General features: G+C 33.8%; 12 protein-coding genes and 1 riboswitch. Of the genes, 3 read left to right on the top strand and 9 right to left on the bottom strand.

The features are described from left to right. Window positions 1-10: 10 nt before the first annotated feature. The 5 genes from AABM59_RS02700 to thrA form a co-directional block, all read right to left on the bottom strand. The gene (locus AABM59_RS02700; protein ID WP_338407433.1) at window positions 11-421 is read right to left on the bottom strand and encodes an Rrf2 family transcriptional regulator; all 411 of its coding nucleotides are present in this window, start codon (window positions 419-421) and stop codon (window positions 11-13) included. 117 nt (window positions 422-538) lie between these two features. Continuing rightward, window positions 539-1,711 (bottom strand): aminotransferase class I/II-fold pyridoxal phosphate-dependent enzyme, encoded by a 1,173-nt coding sequence (locus AABM59_RS02695; RefSeq protein ID WP_338407432.1) that lies wholly within the window; start codon window positions 1,709-1,711, stop codon window positions 539-541. 67 nt (window positions 1,712-1,778) lie between these two features. Continuing rightward, a complete protein-coding gene (locus AABM59_RS02690; RefSeq protein WP_338407431.1) occupies window positions 1,779-2,240 on the bottom strand; it encodes an OsmC family protein in 462 nt (153 codons plus the stop codon). 49 nt (window positions 2,241-2,289) lie between these two features. Continuing rightward, on the bottom strand, window positions 2,290-2,715 hold the full coding sequence (locus AABM59_RS02685; protein ID WP_338407430.1) for a hypothetical protein: 426 nt from the start codon (window positions 2,713-2,715) through the stop codon (window positions 2,290-2,292). A 76-nt stretch (window positions 2,716-2,791) separates the two neighbouring features. After that, window positions 2,792-6,181, bottom strand: coding sequence for a bifunctional aspartate kinase/homoserine dehydrogenase I (gene thrA / locus AABM59_RS02680; RefSeq protein WP_338407429.1), 3,390 nt, complete (start codon window positions 6,179-6,181; stop codon window positions 2,792-2,794). Window positions 6,182-6,260: 79 nt separating this feature from the next. Further along, window positions 6,261-6,367: riboswitch (SAM riboswitch) on the bottom strand. 581 nt (window positions 6,368-6,948) lie between these two features. On the opposite strand from thrA, the gene metK reads away from it, so the two are divergent. Beyond that, a complete protein-coding gene (gene metK / locus AABM59_RS02675) occupies window positions 6,949-8,199 on the top strand; it encodes a methionine adenosyltransferase (protein WP_338407428.1) in 1,251 nt (416 codons plus the stop codon). 71 nt (window positions 8,200-8,270) lie between these two features. Here metK and AABM59_RS02670 read toward each other — a convergent pair whose 3' ends face one another. Continuing rightward, complete coding sequence (locus AABM59_RS02670; RefSeq protein WP_338407427.1) at window positions 8,271-10,943, bottom strand: carboxypeptidase-like regulatory domain-containing protein; 2,673 nt, start codon at window positions 10,941-10,943, stop codon at window positions 8,271-8,273. Window positions 10,944-11,083: 140 nt separating this feature from the next. Continuing rightward, window positions 11,084-11,983, bottom strand: a complete 900-nt coding sequence (locus AABM59_RS02665) for a GLPGLI family protein (protein WP_338407426.1) — start codon at window positions 11,981-11,983, stop codon at window positions 11,084-11,086. A gap of 126 nt (window positions 11,984-12,109) precedes the next feature. Here AABM59_RS02665 and AABM59_RS02660 point away from each other — a divergent pair, with 126 nt between their 5' ends. Then, a complete protein-coding gene (locus tag AABM59_RS02660; protein WP_338407425.1) occupies window positions 12,110-12,901 on the top strand; it encodes a hypothetical protein in 792 nt (263 codons plus the stop codon). Next, window positions 12,901-13,515: a deoxynucleoside kinase gene (locus tag AABM59_RS02655; RefSeq protein ID WP_338407424.1), complete on the top strand. Its 615-nt coding sequence runs from the start codon at window positions 12,901-12,903 to the stop codon at window positions 13,513-13,515. The genes AABM59_RS02660 and AABM59_RS02655 overlap by 1 nt, the downstream gene beginning before the upstream one ends. Before the next feature lie 255 nt (window positions 13,516-13,770). On the opposite strand, the gene infB is transcribed toward AABM59_RS02655, so the two are convergent. Continuing rightward, the gene (gene infB, locus AABM59_RS02650) at window positions 13,771-16,629 is read right to left on the bottom strand and encodes a translation initiation factor IF-2 (protein ID WP_338407423.1); all 2,859 of its coding nucleotides are present in this window, start codon (window positions 16,627-16,629) and stop codon (window positions 13,771-13,773) included. A 90-nt stretch (window positions 16,630-16,719) separates the two neighbouring features. Next, window positions 16,720-17,973, bottom strand: a complete 1,254-nt coding sequence (nusA, locus tag AABM59_RS02645) for a transcription termination factor NusA (protein WP_338407422.1) — start codon at window positions 17,971-17,973, stop codon at window positions 16,720-16,722. Between the last annotated feature and the right edge of the window lie 11 nt (window positions 17,974-17,984).

Below are 17,984 nucleotides of genomic sequence, written 5' to 3'. Positions count from 1 at the left end.
TCCGAATAGACTAAAATGCAATATCGGCAAGAGAATTATTATCCAATATCATTAAAGTATTGTCCCGAACTTCGATCATTAGTTTGCGAACCGCACAAGCAGCTTCATCGGTACAATCGTCGCATTTTTCATAGAAATTTTTACTAGCACAAGGCAACAAGGCAATGGGTCCTTCGAGAATGCGATAGACTTTTGCCATATTAATATCTTTAGGGTCTTTGATCAAATAATAACCTCCACCCTTTCCTTTTTTTGCTCCCAAAAAACCAGAATGACGTAAGAGTAACAAAATACTTTCGAGAAACTTAATCGAAATGTGCTCTGCTTTAGCTATCTCTGCAATTTGAACAGGTGTTTGATCTTCTCGGCGTGCCAAAAAAGTCAAAGCTTTTATTCCGTATTTTGTTTTTTTTGAAAGCATTTTTTATGTTTAATATTTGACACCTAAAATCCAATATTTGTGAATTGTAAATCAAATATCGTGAATTATTTTGAAAGCATTGTTAAAGTTTAAAACTTTGACAATGCTAATAAATTTTTACGACAAAGCCTGCTCCAAATCAGCAATTACATCTTTCACGGTTTCTAAACCTACTGAAACTCGCACCAATCCATCAGTAATACTTACTGCCAAACGCTCTTCGACAGATAATTTGCTATGGGTTGTAGAGGCTGGATGCGTTACAATGGTTCTGGTGTCGCCCAAATTTGGAGACAACGAACACAATTTTATTTTATCTAAAAAGTTTCTACCCGCTTCGAGACCGCCTTTAATTTCGAAAGCCACAATATTACCGCCTAACTTCATTTGCTTTTTGGCAATTTCATGTTGAGGGTGTGATTTTAAGAACGGATATTTTACCTTATTTACATTTGGATGTTGTTCTAAAAACTCGGCTACTTTCATTGCATTTTCACAATGTCTGTCCAATCGAATTGCCAAAGTTTCTAAACTTTTCGACAATACCCAAGCATTAAACGGTGACAAAGAAGGTCCAGTAAGTCGAGAAAATAAATAGATTTTTTGAATCAATTCGGCATCGCCTACTGTTATACCTCCCAAAACTCTACCTTGACCGTCCATTAATTTTGTTGCGGAATGCACAACCAAATGTGCGCCCCATTTTATAGGTTGTTGTAAATAAGGTGTTGCAAAACAGTTGTCGATTATCAAAATCAGATTGTGTTTTTTGGCAATAGCCCCAAGCAATTCCAAATCAATAATATCTATTGCTGGATTCGTTGGTGATTCGGCAAAAAGAATTTTGGTGTTTGGCTGGATACAACTTTCAATAGTTTCTGGCTTGTTAATATCAAAATAGGTAGTTTCAATTCCCCATTTCGGAAAATAATTAACAACCAAAGAATGCGTTGCGCCAAATACACTCCCGGCCGACACCACGTGATCGCCTGAGTTTAACAAAGCAGCCAAAGTCGAATACACCGCAGCCATTCCTGATGCAAATGCAAAACCAGACGCCGCTCCTTCCATTTGGCAAACTTTATATATAAACTCGTTAGTGTTCGGATTGCTGTAACGGGAATAAATATTCCTGTCTTTTTCTTCGGCAAAAGAAGCACGCATATCTTCAGCATCTTCAAATACAAAACTAGAAGTTAAGAACAAAGGCACAGAATGTTCTAAATATTGAGTGCGTTCTAATTGATTGCGTATTGCATTGGTTTCAAAACCAAATTCTTGTTCGATCATTTTTTTTATTTTTCCTCACCCCAGCCCTCTCCAAAGGAGGGGGAGCCGAAAGTGGATTGTTAATGTTTTATTTGTCTTGACTCCCTTCCCTTTGGGAATGGTCGGGGATGGGATTTCCGTTTAAAACTACTTTGTAATGAATTGTTGCTGTTGGTTCCAATGTTTTAGAAACCGAACAGTATTTTTCGAAAGAAAGTTGGGCTGCTCTTGCCGCTTTCTTTTCATTTATTGGACCTTCCAAAAAGAAAACTACATAAATATCTTTAAATGGCTTTGCTTCGCCCACTTGAACACGTACGCCTTCGACCTCAGCTTTGAAAGAAGTAATTTCCTGACGTTGCTTTTTTAATATCGAAATCATATCAATTCCGCTGCAACCAGCAACTCCCATCAATATTAATTCCATTGGGCTTGGCCCCATGTCATTACCGCCAAAATCAGATCTGGCATCTACATTTACAATATGTCCCCGATCATTTTTTAGTTGAAAGTGGAAGTTTTCGTTTACTCTGTTTAATGTTATTTTCATTGTATTTTTTTTTGGACACAGATGGCGCGGATTTTCAAACGCTATTTTTTTATTTTATTAAAGTCAAAAGACCCTTTTCTTTCTTTTCAAAATTGGCGTTTTCTTCCTTTATTAATATTTTATAATCTACAAAATCTCCATTTACTCTTGGTAGTTCTGATATTTTAATTGATTTGTTATTTTTTAAAAAAACTAAAAGATTAATATCGTCCGATGAATGAATATTATTTTCACTTATATTTGATAAATCTACTTTTAGCTCTTTTTCAGTTTTTTCAATATTTGAATAGGGCTCCAAAATTAATAATTTATCATAATCCAAGTCTTCTATATTTGATAAACTGATTTTTTTTGGATTCTCTTTAATTTTTGTTTCTATAATTTTTGTCAAATCGTTGTCTGAATTCAATTGAAATAAATAATTACAAGCCGTCAAGCTTAAGATAAAAAATACAGACAATACTTTTGTCTTCATAATTTGCTTTTTGGCGCTGATGATACGGTTTTTTAAACGCAGATTCAACGGTTTTTTTATTTTTTACTAAACACTCTTACCCTTTCTCTGACAACCTTAAAATATCTCCAAAAACGCCTCTCGCTGTAACTGCCGATCCTGCGCCAGCTCCTTGAATTACGATGGGTCTGTCGCCATACGATTCGGTGTAAATTTCGAAGAAAGAATCAGAACCTTTCAATCCGCCTAAAGCGGTGTCCGAAGGTACGGAAACTAACTTTACTTCGAGGTTTCCTTTATCATTTTGCAAATCTCCTGACAATTCGCCTATGTATCTCAAGACGTGATTGGGTTGTTGTTGTTCTTTTATTGTAGCATAAATAAGATCAAATTCTCTTAATTTATGCAAGAAATCGGTAACGCTTCCTTCTCTTAAATGTTCTGGAATCAGGTTTTGAATATTAATTTCTTCAAACTCATTTTGCAAGTCTAATTCTCTTGCCAAAATTAGCAGTTTTCTACCCACATCGTTCCCGCATAAATCTTCCCTTGGATCGGGTTCCGTGTAACCGTTATCAACGGCTTCTTTCAAAACTTCGCTAAACGGAACTTCTTTTACAGAGAAATTATTAAATAAATAGCTCAATGTTCCGGAGAAAACTCCTTTTATTTTAGTGATATTTTCACCTGAAAGATGCAATAATTTAATGGTGTCTATTAATGGCAAACCTGCACCAACATTTGTTTCATACAAATATGTCTTCTGATTATCGGCCAATACTTTTCGCAAGTCTTTGTAAAATTTATAACTCAAGGTATTCGCCACTTTATTGGACGAAATCAAGTCGAAACTACTTTCGGCTAATCTGACATAATTTTCTACAAACGCAGTGCTTGCTGTGTTGTCAACAGCAATTAAATTTTCAAGATTGTTGTCATTGGCATAAGCGATTACATCCTCAATTGTATAGGAAAATCCGTTGTTTTGAATCTCGTTTTTCCAATTTTGTGAAACCCCATTTTTGTTTAAAAGTACATTTTTAGAATTGGCAACCGCAAAAACATTCAGTCTGATGTCTTTTCTTTTTTCGATGGTTGCTGCTGATTCCAAAATTTGATTAATCAAAGTTCCGCCCACTAATCCGTGACCGAAAATGGCAATATTTATTTTCTTAGAAACCCCGAAAATTTCTCCGTGAATTACATTTAACGCTTTATGAAGTTGTGCTTTTTTAACCACTAAACTCACGTTTTTCCCTGTAACTGTATTGTTGAAAAGAATCGGAATCACTTTGTTTTTAATCAAAGCGGCATACGGTTTATGAAAAGTGCTCAAATCTTGTCCAATGATCGAAATCACTGAAACGTCATCGGTAATCGAAATCTTATTGACGTCTTTCGAATAAAAATCATTTTCGAATTCTTTTTTGAGTTCAATCATCGCTTTTGTCGCTTGATCGGCGGCTACCACAAGCCCAATTCCCCGTTCAGAAGAACCTTGTGAAATGATGCTCACACTAATATTATTGTCGCCCATAACCTTGAAAATTCGAGCGTCAACACCAGTTTTACCAAGTAATCCTCTTCCTTCCAAGTTTACCAATGATACATTTTCTAAAACCGAAAGTGTTTTTATTCCTTCCTTATTTGATTTCGATGTGATTAAAGTGCCTTGATTTTCGTAGTTAAAAGTGTTCAAAATTCGCAAAGGAATGTTTCTTTCCAATAATGGAATAATGGTTTTTGCGTGCAAAATAGTTGCTCCGAAATTGGCAATTTCATTCGCTTCATTAAAGGACAAACGGTCAATTTTTTTGGCATCAGGAACTAAATCTGGGTTTGCTGTGTAAATTCCATCAACATGCGTGTAGTTTTGCAATTCTTCAGCATCTAGAAAATTAGCAATCAAAGAAGCCGAATAATTACTGCCATTTCTGCCTAAAGTGGTGGTTTCGTGATTTGCATTCGAACCAATAAAACCTGTAATAATAATAACTTTGTCGGTATTTTTCTTGAAATAGTCAACCACATTTTTCTTTGAAATTTGTTCTAAAGGTAGGGCATCTCCAAAATTGGAATCTGTTTTTATCAATTCACGCGAATCAGCAAATTGGGCATTTATCCCTTTTTCATTTAAAAGAGACGTTACTATTTTGGCTGAAATTACTTCACCTTGCGACAAAACCTGATCCTTGATTTTTTCGCTATAATCTCCAATCAAACTTATGCCTTCAAAAAGCTTGTCTAATATTGCAAATTCTTGCGACAAATCAATATTTGTGAAACCATTTTGTTGGTAGCTCTTGAAACTTTCTAGTAAGGGTTTGTAATTTCCGTTTTTACCAGCAATCATCAAAATATCTTCCAATTCATCAGTTGCATTTCCTCGAGCAGAAACAACGACAGCGATGTTTTCGTCTTTGCTTTTTTTGTCGATAATAATATCCAAAACTTTATTTATTCCTTCACCGTTGGCCAATGATTTTCCGCCAAATTTTAATATTTTCATTTTATTCTTTTTATTTTTAAAAACAACATCCAGTAAATTGCTTAGTTGGTCGTATTCCATTAAAAATGCATCGTGACCGTGTTGCGAATCAATTTCGCTATAAAATACATTGTTCTTAAATTTTTTTATTTCGTGGTAGGTTTCTCTATTTTCATTCGCGGTGAAAAACAAATCCGAGTTAATTCCGATAATATAAATGTTAGCTTCCACTTCGGAAATTATTTTTTCCAATGAAGTTCTGCCTCTGGTAATATCGATGGTTTTGAGCAACTGATTCATCGTTTTGTACGCCGAAAGCTGAAACCTTTTTTGCAGTTTTTCTCCGTGATGATTCAGCCAACTTTCCACTTGAAACGACTCCAAAGATTCGGTCGAATTTCGCTGGAATTTTTCTTTGAATGATTCGGGTGTTCTATAGCACATCATGGCGTGAATGCGGGCATCTTCGATGGGATGAGAAGAATTATTTAGAATTTTCTCTTGCAAATAACAATTTGCGATCAACCAATCGGTAGATTTCCAATCGGTAGCAATAGGAATCAAGTTATGCGTTAATTTTGGCTCCAAAGCCACCATTTCCCAAGCAATTCCTCCACCTACAGAGCCTCCGATTATTGCAAACAATTCTTTTATTTTTAAAAATCGAATGCCTTCCAAGAAAAGTCTGGCGATGTCTCTGGCATTAAAATCCAAATAATTGTCGATTATGTTTCCATCGAAACCATTTCCGGGAACATCGAAAGCAAGGATTGTGTATTTACGGGTGTCGATTGTTTTATCGATACCCATCAAATCATTCCACCATCCATTTTCGCCAACTATTTGGGAATTTCCCGTCAATGCGTGATTGACCAATACTATAGGGGCGGTATTTAGAGCTGGTCCAAAAACCTGAAAACTTAAGTTTAAGGATGCATAAAATACGCCACTTTCGGTGGTGAAATTTTGTAATATAATATGTAATAATTTATTTTCCAATTTTCAAATCTTTATGATTTAATGATTTGTATTTGGAAATATTAGAAAGAAGGCTAGAAGTAAACTAGAAGAATTCTTTGAGTTATCTTTCCACGCTGGGTGTGGTAGAATGCAGCACCTTCTTCGTTTACCGAAGGGTTGCTAAGGCTTCATCGGGTCTAATCCCTCTGCCTTTCTTTATAACATTTCAATACGTTTGTGAACTTAAAGGCACAAATTAACTACATTTTTTTTAAATAACCAAACTTAAAGTAAGTTGGTTTTTGATTGTAAAATTAAAAAAAGCATTGAAAAGAGTAAAAAAACACACTAAATACTTTGTTTATTTTAAAATTAAATTGGCTTTTCGCTCAATGGTTTTTTAGATGAAAAACGGTTAATTCTCTTTAAAATACATTTGGTGAACCAAAGAATTTGGCACTTTACCTATAGTCGAGTTTTGCATTAAATTTACTCCTATTTTGGTAAGTATGAATTCGAAGTCATCTTTATCTGTAGCAATTACTTTTGTTTCTTTATTTAAACTTTTAAAAACGGAAATAATTTTAAGATCTCCTTTAGCTTTTTCATAATGTTTAGATTTTTTTTAAAATAAAACAAAGAATAATTTGCAATTCAAATTGGTTTCATACATTTGCATTCGAATATTAGAGGAAAAATTTGAACTGATTGCAACCTCGTTAAAAAAATGCTAAAGCAGAATTCTTCTTTAGCCTTTACACGCAATCCTCCATTTTTTATCTAAATTAATTTAAATAATTTTAATTATGGCTTATTTATTTACATCAGAGTCAGTGAGTGAAGGACATCCAGACAAAGTAGCTGATCAAATCTCAGATGCATTAATTGATAATTTCTTGGCGTTTGACCCAGAATCAAAAGTGGCTTGCGAAACATTAGTGACAACTGGATTGGTAGTTTTGGCGGGAGAAGTTAAATCTGAAACTTATTTAGATGTTCAAACAATTGCAAGAGATGTTATCAAAAAAATTGGTTACACTAAAAGCGAATACATGTTTGAAGCCAACTCCTGTGGGGTTATTTCTGCGATTCACGAGCAATCAGCCGATATTAACCAAGGAGTTGATAGAGCGAGTAAAGAGGAACAAGGAGCTGGAGACCAAGGCATGATGTTTGGTTACGCAACGAACGAAACTGAGAATTTTATGCCGTTGGCGTTAGATTTATCACATAAATTATTACAGGAATTAGCCGTTATACGTCGTGAAAATAATGAAATTACTTATTTGCGTCCTGATGCAAAATCACAAGTAACTTTAGAATATGACGACAACAACAAACCGACTCGTATTGATGCGATTGTAATATCGACCCAACACGATGATTTTGATGAGGAAGCCACAATGTTAGCAAAAATTAAAAGTGATTTAGTTGGTATTTTGATTCCAAGAATCATCAAAAACAATCCACAATATGCCCATTTATTCAACGATAAAATCACCTATCATATCAACCCAACCGGGAAATTTGTTGTTGGGGGACCTCACGGAGATACTGGGTTGACTGGAAGAAAAATTATTGTGGACACTTACGGTGGCAAAGGAGCTCATGGTGGCGGTGCTTTCTCTGGAAAAGATCCAAGTAAAGTAGATAGAAGTGCGGCTTATGCAACACGTCATATCGCAAAGAACCTAGTTGCAGCTGGTGTTGCCGATGAGATTTTGGTGCAGGTTTCGTACGCTATTGGAGTGGCAAAACCAATGGGGATTTTTATTGAAACTTACGGGACTTCAAAAATAAAATTGACCAATGGTGAAATTGCCAAAAAAGTGGAATCTCTTTTTGATATGCGTCCTTACTTTATTGAGCAACGTTTAAAATTAAGGAATCCGATTTATAGCGAAACTGCGGCTTATGGACATATGGGTCGTAAACCCGAAACAGTAACAAAAACTTTTTCTGCACCTGGAGGAATCGCAAAAACTGTTACCGTTGAATTGTTTACTTGGGAAAAATTAGATTTTGTAGATCAAGTGAAAGCAGCTTTTGGACTATAAAATTTAACCGTAAAGTTTGCAAAGAAAAACACAAAAACCTGACTATTGAATTAGTCCGGTTTTTTTATAAACTACAAATTATACTTTAACGAAAATATCAAATACCTTGGTTGTACAAAGTATTGAGCGGTTCTTGTAGAAAATTGAGAAAAACTGTCATCGTTTAAAGTGGTTGTATTTAAAAGGTTTGTTGCTGCAATTTTGTATTCCCATTTGCTGTCTTTTTTTTGATAAATCAAACTTGTGCTCAAAAAATCATATTCGTTATCTACGGTTTTATCGTTGTTTGTATAATGATAAAATTCGTACTCGGTTACAAACGAAAAACTTTTTAGAAAGAAATAATCAAGTCTTGCCGAAGGCTTTTCGGTGTAAAATTTTGTCCCTTGATAATCATTTATGGATTTGTTATATCCAAACTCTATGTTAGGCATGTTTTTGAAATTTGTTGAAGCTTTGAAAGTGTAACTTTTTGTAAAACTCTCTGTCGTTGCAGCCAAATTATTTTGGATATTATTGAATTTTGCCCAATTAAAATTCACATTTACTGATGCTTTATAGTTTTTCAAAAAAGAACGACCATAACTTCCCATTCCTGAGAAAGTCTCATCGGCAAAATTTGAATTAAAAGGTGTTGATGATTGATTGACACCTACAAAATTTGCTCTAGTCTTTATAGCATCTACCTTTTTGCTGTAATTCATGTTGGCAAAAATATTTTCGAAATTGAACATGTTGTATTTAAAATACCGCATGGAATGAACTTGCGATGTAGCGTTTTCTAACAATCTATTTCCGCGAAACAAATTGCTGTAACTTGATAAAACATACCCATTGGCAAGCTGGTTTATATCCGTAAAATCATTTGTCATCGAGAAATTATAGGTTAGCGTTTCTGCTTTTTTCATTTGATACAATGCAAAAAAATCAGGTAAAACTTTGAGAAAACTTTGAGAAAAACCCGAGCCTAATTGCTGATTGTTTGTATTGTAAGAATGAATACTTACCCCTGGTGTGAACGTAAATTTTCCGGATAAAATTTTATAATGCATTCCTAAAAACACATCATTAAAACTATATTTTACACTATTGTTATTCTCAGGATTACCCAAATCGTTTATGGTATTATTGTCTAAAATCTGAAAAATGTGGGAGTTAAAATTTTGATAAGAGTAAGTGTTTCCAATGGTAATATTAATATTGCTTTTAGGCGTTAGCATGTAATAATAATCTAGTTTTGAGTCTATTTTATTGGTTTTAACAAAACGGTTTTGGTTCAAATCATTTCTATTTTGACCTGAAATATAGCCTGATAAATTAAACGGCTGGTTTTGTAAGTTGGCATTATAAAATGGATTTTCGTCTTGGTATAAATGTTGCATTTCAAACGCGAAAATATTTTTATCACTTTGGGTATAATACAAGCTAAGGCTTTGATTTACTGATGTTGGATCTTGATTTTTCTGAGTAAAAATGTCTTCGGTTGCTGTTGCATTTTCTATTATAGTTTGTCGAATTAAATCATTATTCTCGTTTTGTTTAGAAAGTTTTGTTAACACATCATAATCAAACTGAAACTTAGCGTTGGGTTTGTAGGATGAACTCAACTTAAACAATCCTAGATTATTTTTTTGCCTTGCCATTTCTTGGCTATTCTGTTTTACTCCACTTGATAAAATGGTACTTTGCGATTTAGTTTCAATATCATTTAGAGACGAAGAGAGAATCCCAAAACCCGAAACGCTCCATGCTTTAGTAACATTATAAGTAAAGTTTGTAGCGCCAAACTGGGTCTCGATTTCTTTGGCTCTGTTGTTTCTCAGAAGCGAAATTCCTAAATTATTTGAAGAAACATTAAAATTAGAACCGCCTTTTTGATTAGGATTTCTAAAACCGCCTGTAAGTTTAAAATAATCTTGAATAGTAAGGGGTAATTCACCAATATTATTAAAATTGGTGATAAAATTCACACTGTATTTTGGGCTGTAGTAAAATAATTTTGGGTTTACGATATAGCGCTCGTTAGGTCCAGCTCCAGCAGTAATATCGCCAAACCAAAAGTTTTTCTTTCCTGATTTTAATTTGATATTCAGGGCAAGATTATCTTGGTCGTTTCCTAACCCTTTCAATGCACCAACTTCATTGTAATTTCTTAATACTTGAACTTTATCGATAGCATCGGCAGGAATGTTTTTTAAACCAAGTTTTGTATCACCATCAAAAAAATCTTTGCCTTCAACCATTAATTTTGTTACTTTTTTGCCTTCTACTTCGACTTCCCCATCGGCATTAACTTCGACTCCGGGTAATTTTTTAAGGATGTCTTCGAGTTTGCGTTCTGTTCCAGTTTTAAAAGAGTCTGCGTTGTAAACAATCGTATCACCTTTTATTGAAACCGGCATTTCTCTAACAATTTCAACTCCTTGCAATTCGATACCGCCTTCTTCTAAGGCAATCGTCCTGGATATGTTTTCGTTAGTAGTTACAACGCTAATTTCTTTGTTTTGCATACCTAGATAGCTCATCTTAATACTGTAAGTTGTCTTTTGTTTAAGTGTAAGAAAGAATTTTCCTTTGTCATTTGTAATTGCATAGGAATCCATTGTTTTTGTGTCAAGATTTACGGCCATTACATTAGCCATTTCTAGGGGAGCGGCATTTGAATCTTCAATAATTCCTTCAAATTTTATGGATTGAGAAAATGAAATCGAAGTAACGAAGAATAATAGTAGAAATTTTTTCATTTAATTTATTTGCTAACGATGTTTAACTTTTATAATTAATTAGAAGTTGCATTTAATTTATAACTCCATTTGCTGGAATCAAACCAATAAAGTAATTAAAAAGGAAATATTTAATTTATGAAAAAGCTAAATTTAGAGTTCTAATGTCCCATTCTTATTTGCATTCCGCCATTCCCTCCTCGTCCTTGATTCATTTGTCTAAATTCTTCCATTTTTTTAACAATGGTTTCATCATATTCTTTTTGAGAGATAACTTTCCCGTTTGATGATTCTTTTATATTTACTTTGTCTTTTGGATTTAAAATTATTTTAGAACATAAAATAATAGTCTTTCCATCATTAACTTCTAATATTAATCCTGGTAAGCCCCAATATCCTTCTGGACCTTGATTTACAGGGATTTCGGGTGTGTACCACGCAGTAACGGAAATGTCTTTAGGCATCTCGATTTCGTCCATAAAATTAGTTTTCTTTTCTTTAGAATTATTAAGGGAATCATTTGCTTTTTTAGCTTCTTCTTTTTTAGGGCTAAAATTTCTAAAATCAGTTTTACTTGCGGGAAGAATAGCGGTAGCTTTGAAACAATTATAACCACCAATAACTCTGGTTTCGCCTTCCATTTTCCACTTTAAATTAGGAAGAGAGTCTTTTATAAGGAATTCTTTACCCATAAATTCTTTGTCAACGGTGTAGGTTTTATATTTGACATTTTTGTAATAAGTTCCACCACCACCCATCATACTGCTCATTGTTCTCATTCCACCACCATTTTTACCAGGAGCGTCTAGTTTTTCTTCTTCTCTATAAATAGATGTTGATTTGTCGAAGTTAAGAATAAATGTTTTTTCAAACATTTTTATCATTCTTTCCTCCATATTCTTTTGCATCTCAGGAGTGAAATTTTTATTGCCTTCAAATCTAGATTTGAAATCTGCAGTACTGGTTTTCGATTCATACACTGCCATTCCTTGAAACTCTTGTGCCCTCAGTTCTAAATGTCCAACCAAAATAAATATTAAAGTGAAAATGACTTTGTACATAGTAATTAATTTAAATTGTAATGTAACAAATATGTATACCTTAAAGTGTTTTTGTTACCAAATTTTTGTTAAAATTTACAGTTAGACAAAAGAAAGTTTAAAAGGTTTAATGTAATTTAGCAAACCATGAAAAAAACAATTTTAGTATTACTATTACTATTTGAATTTGCTAGTTTTTGTGAAGGCCAAAATTTAGCCCTCGAGCTGCTGTCTTTTAAACCATTAAAAGCAGAGTCTTTTATTGGTATTGATGGTTTAAAAAACATGTATTTCATTAATAACAATATATTAAACAAGAAAAGCGCATCCGAATCGTGGCAATATAAAAACATTTCACTTGGTAAAATTACTAGTGTTGACATTCAAAATCCTTTAAAAATTGTACTTTTTTATGAAAACTTCAATACAATTGTTTTACTTGATAATCAATTAAATGAAATAAAAAATATAAATTTTTCGGAAAATAATGTGCCAATAATAGTTGGTGCGACAGGAATTGCTGCTCAAAACAAACTATGGATTTATAATAGTTTGTCTCAGCAAATTGGCGTTTTTGATTATTTTAAAAATACGTATCGGTTTATAACGCCCTCGTTTCAGGGAAATATAAAACAATATCAATCTGATTTTAACACATTTTATTGGATAGACGAAGCAAAAAGTGGGTTTTCTTGTGATATTTTTGGAAAAATAACCGATTTAGGAAAGATTCCAGATTACGACCAGATTCAAGTGATGTCAAATATTTCCGTGCTTTACAAGAAAAATGATTTACTCTATTATTATAGCTTACTTGACAATAAAACCTATTCAATTGATTTTGATAAAAAAACCTTTGATTATTTTTATTACAAAGACAAAATTTTATCTATTTTTACATCAGAAGGAATTACAAATTATAAAATCACAATACCATAATGCACATAGCGATAGCGGGAAACATAGGAGCGGGAAAAACGACATTAACGCGTTTGTTGGCAAAACATTTTAAATGGGAACCTCATTTTGAAGACGTAGTTGACAATCCGTATCTAGACGATTTTTATCACCAAATGGAGCGTTGGTCATTTAATTTACAGATTTATTTTCTGAATAGCAGGTTTCGCCAGGTTTTGCAAATTCGCGAAAGCGGTAAGAAAATAATTCAAGACAGGACCATATACGAAGATGCGCACATTTTCGCCCCCAATCTTCATGCAATGGGCTTAATGACTAACCGTGATTTTAAAAATTACACTTCGCTTTTTGAACTAATGGAATCAATGGTTGAAGCCCCGGATATGCTTATTTATTTAAGAAGTTCTATTCCTAATTTAGTTGGACAAATTCACAAACGTGGTCGCGAATATGAAAACACGATTTCTATTGATTACCTCAACCGATTGAATGAGCGTTACGAAGCCTGGATTCAAACTTATTCAAAAGGAAAATTGTTAATTATTGATGTGGACAATATCAATTTTGTGGATAATCCCGAAGATTTAGGAATGATTATCAACAAAATTAACGCTGAATTAAACGGGTTGTTTTAGATAAATACTGCATTTTATTTTTTAAATCCTTATTTTCCATACCTTTGAATATCAATTCATTAAAATCATAATTGATTTTAAATTGAATGTTTTTCTATTTCCAAAAATATATAATTCTCTGCTATTCATTGGTTTTCTGATTATTAATTTAAAAATATAAATTACAAAAAAATGATGTTTTTATCAATAAATTAATTTTAAATTAAATAAAAAATCCCGACGAATCGGGTTTTTTTATTTAAAAATATTAAAATTTTATTTCAATTTCTTTTTGATAGCCACTTCATGGTAGGATTCAATAACATCTCTTTCTTCAATGTCGTTGTATCCTTTAACTTGAATACCACAATCATATCCTTTAGCGACATCTTTAACATCGTCTTTAAATCGTTTCAATGCCAATAATTCTCCTGTAAAGACAACAACGCCGTCTCTAATGATTCTCATTTTGGCATTTTTAACAATTTTACCATCCATAACCATACTTCCTGCAATAGAACCCACTTTCGATATTTTGAAAATCTCTCTAATTTCAGCAGTTCCAAGAATTTCTTCTTTCATTTCAGGTGCTAACATTCCTTCCATTGCATCTTTCAAGTCGTCAATAGCGGCATAAATAATGGAGTAATAACGGATATCAATTTCTTCTTTGTCTGCTAATTGTCTTGCATTTCCAGCAGGACGAACATTAAATCCGATAATAATTGCATCTGATGCAGAAGCCAACATTACGTCAGTTTCTGTAATTGCTCCAACACCTTTATGTATAATATTGATTTGGATTTCTTCGGTAGATAATTTAGAGAACGAATCCGACAATGCTTCAACAGAACCATCCACATCCCCTTTCAAGATGATGTTCAATTCTTTAAACTGACCTAAAGCAATTCTACGTCCAATTTCGTCAAGCGTAATATGTCGTTGTGTACGAACCGATTGTTCACGCATTAATTGAGAACGTTTTGAGGCAATTTGTTTCGCTTCTTTTTCGTCTTCAAATACGTTGAACTTGTCACCAGCAGTAGCTGCTCCATCTAATCCCAATACAGATACTGGAGTTGAAGGACCTGCTACGGTTACTATATTTCCTCTTTCATCGTGCATGGCTTTTATTTTACCATGGTGTTTTCCAGCCAACATGTAATCCCCAATTCTTAGAGTTCCATGTTGCACTAATATGGTAGAAACATATCCTTTTCCTTTATCTAAAAACGCCTCCACAACAGTTCCTTGTGCTGCTTTATCTGGATTAGATTTCAAGTCCAAAAGTTCTGCTTCTAATAATACTTTTTCTAATAATTCTTTTACTCCTGTTCCAACTTTCGCCGAAATATCATGAGATTGAATTTTTCCGCCCCAATCTTCAACAAGTAAATTCATACCTGCTAATTTTTCTTTTATTTTCTCAACATTAGCATTTGGCTTATCAATTTTATTGATTGCAAAAATGATTGGCACGTTTGCTGCTTGAGCGTGAGAAATTGCTTCTTTAGTTTGCGGCATTATATCGTCATCCGCAGCAATAACAATAATTGCAATATCGGTAACTTGAGCTCCACGGGCACGCATTGCAGTAAATGCCTCGTGACCTGGTGTATCTAAAAATGCTATTTTTTGTCCGTCGTCCAATGTAACTCCATAGGCTCCAATATGTTGGGTAATTCCTCCAGATTCACCAGCGATAACATTTTCTTTACGAATATAATCTAGCAAAGATGTTTTACCGTGATCGACGTGACCCATTACAGTAACAATAGGGGCTCTAAAAACTAAATCTTCCTCTTTGTCTGGTACAACTTGGATCGCTTCTTCAATATCTACTGTGATAAATTCGACTTCGTATCCAAATTCATCGGCAACAATTGTCAATGTTTCTGCATCCAAACGTTGATTTTGGGTTACCATGATTCCTAAAGACATACAAGTTCCAATTACTTTTGTAATTGGCACATCCATCATGATGGCAATTTCACCAACAGTAACAAATTCCGTAACTTTTATAGTTTTACTTCCTTCGTCTATTGCTTTTTGCTCATCATCCGATTTTTGACGGTGCGTATCTCTTTTGTCTCTTCTATATTTAGCAGCTTTAGATTTACCTCCTTTACCTTGTAGTTTTTCTAAAGTCTCTCTAATTTGATTTTTTACTTCTTCCTCTGTTGGCTCAACTTTAGCAACAATTGCGGGTCTGGCTCCTTTTACAAAACCAGGTCTAGCTCCTCTGTTAGCATTAAATCCTCCACCTCCAGCATTTGGAGTAATTTTATTTGGGTTTGGCGCACCCGGAACTCCAGGAGTCGCAGGTAGCCTTGGAGCGCCCGGTTTTGGAGCAATCCTTTTTCGTTTATTTTTATTAGCATTACTAGCCGCACTTCCAGGAGCACCAGGTGTTCCGGGTTTGTTTGGCGTAATTTTAGGGTCTTCTTTTTTCTTTTTTGGTTTATTAAACTGAGACAAATCGATGGTTTGACCCGTCAACGTAGCTCCAGATAATTTATGGTATTTTGTCGAGATAGATTCCTCGGCAGGAGTGGTAGCCTCTTCGTCTTTTTTTGGCGTTGCTTTTGGAACTTCAACCACTACTTTTTTGGATTCTTTTGTTTCAACATTTTGTTTAACCTCTTTTTTGTCTAAAACAATTTTTTCTGGTATAGTTTCTTTTTGAATTGGTTTCTCTTGAGGAATTTTAGCAATTGGAGTTTCTTTAATCTCAACAACTGGAGGAGACAAAACTGAAGCTGGTTTTTTGGGATTAAGATCAACGTTTCCAATATGAACGGGCCCCGTTACAACAGCTCTCGCTTTGATAACTTCTTGAATTTTTAGGCGTTCTTCGTCTTGTTTTCGTTTGTCATCAATTTCTTTTTCACGTTCGACACGTAATGCTTCTTTCTCTTTTCTTTTCTCTTCTCCCACCTCTTTTGAAGCCTCTTTTTTTCCCTTATCTCCCGCAAACTGATCACACAGAACATTATATATATCGTCAGAAATTTTTGTGTTTGGGTTTGACTCAACGGCAATGCCCTTATCTTTTAGATAATCCACAGCTCTTTCTAACGAAATGTTTAATTCCCTTAAAACTTTGTTTATTCTAATAATTTTCTCTTCAGACATAAAACCTTTTTAATATTACCTTCTTTATTGTTCCTAACATAACTCTCAGTGGGAGAGATATAAGGTTTAAAATTTATTTGAAAAAATTGACTAGCTATCAAATTCTTCTTTTAGTATTCTCATTACATCTAGAATTGTTTCCTCCTCTAGATCTGTTCTTCTAACTAAGTCATTCACATCTTGTTTCAATATACTTTTTGCAGTATCTAAGCCAATTTTTGCAAATTCCTCGATAACCCATTCTTCAATTTCATCTGAAAACTCTGTTAATTCAACGTCATCTTCATCTGCTGCAGCACCGGCAACATCTCCTTCACGAATAACGTCAAGCTCATAACCTGTCAATAGGCCCGCCAATTTAATATTGTGTCCTCCTCTACCAATTGCTTTAGAAACCTCTTCTAATTTCAAAAACACTTCTGCTCTCTTTGTTTCTTCATTAATCTTAATAGAGGAAACTTTTGCTGGGCTTAATGCTCTAGTAATGTACAATTGAATATTACTAGTGTAGTTGATAACGTCAATGTTTTCGTTTCCTAATTCACGAACAATTCCATGAATACGAGATCCTTTCATTCCTACACAAGCACCTACGGGGTCAATTCTATCGTCATAAGAATCAACGGCTACTTTTGCTTTTTCACCTGGAATTCTCACTACGTTTTTTACCATAATCAAACCGTCAAAAACTTCTGGAATTTCCTGTTCGAACAATTTTTCCAAGAACGTTTCTGATGTTCTTGACATAATAATTTGAGGTTTGTTTCCTTTCAATTCAACACTTTCAATTATTCCACGAACATTATCTCCTTTTCGGAAAAAGTCAGATGGTATTTGTTTTTCTTTTGGAAGAATGATTTCGTTTCCGTCATCATCAATCAAAATAACAACTCTTGGTCGAACGTGATGCACTTCAGCAGTGTATATTTCACCTATTAAATCTTTAAATAATTTATAAAGATTCGTATTATCGTGTTCGTGAATTTTCGAAATCAAATTTTGGCGCAAAGCTAAAATAGCTCTTCTTCCTAAATCAATTAACTTCACTTCTTCAGAAACTTCTTCTCCAATTTCAAAATCGGGTTCAATTTTTCTCGCTTCCGTTAATGTAATCTCTTCATTCTCCAAATCTAAATCATCATCGGCAACGATAACTCTTCTTCTCCAGATTTCCATATCCCCTTTGTCAGGATTGATAATAATATCAAAATTATCATCTGAACCAAATTTTTTCTTCAATGCATTTCTAAATACATCTTCTAATATCGCCATAAGCGTCACACGATCAATAAGTTTATCATCTTTAAACTCTGAAAATGAATCGATTAATGCTAAGTTTTCCATGCCAACTAATT

This window comes from uncultured Flavobacterium sp., from assembly GCF_963925185.1.
GTDB lineage: Bacteria > Bacteroidota > Bacteroidia > Flavobacteriales > Flavobacteriaceae > Flavobacterium.
Note: the sequence above shows the minus strand (reverse complement) of the source record. Positions and strands in the feature narration are given on the sequence as shown.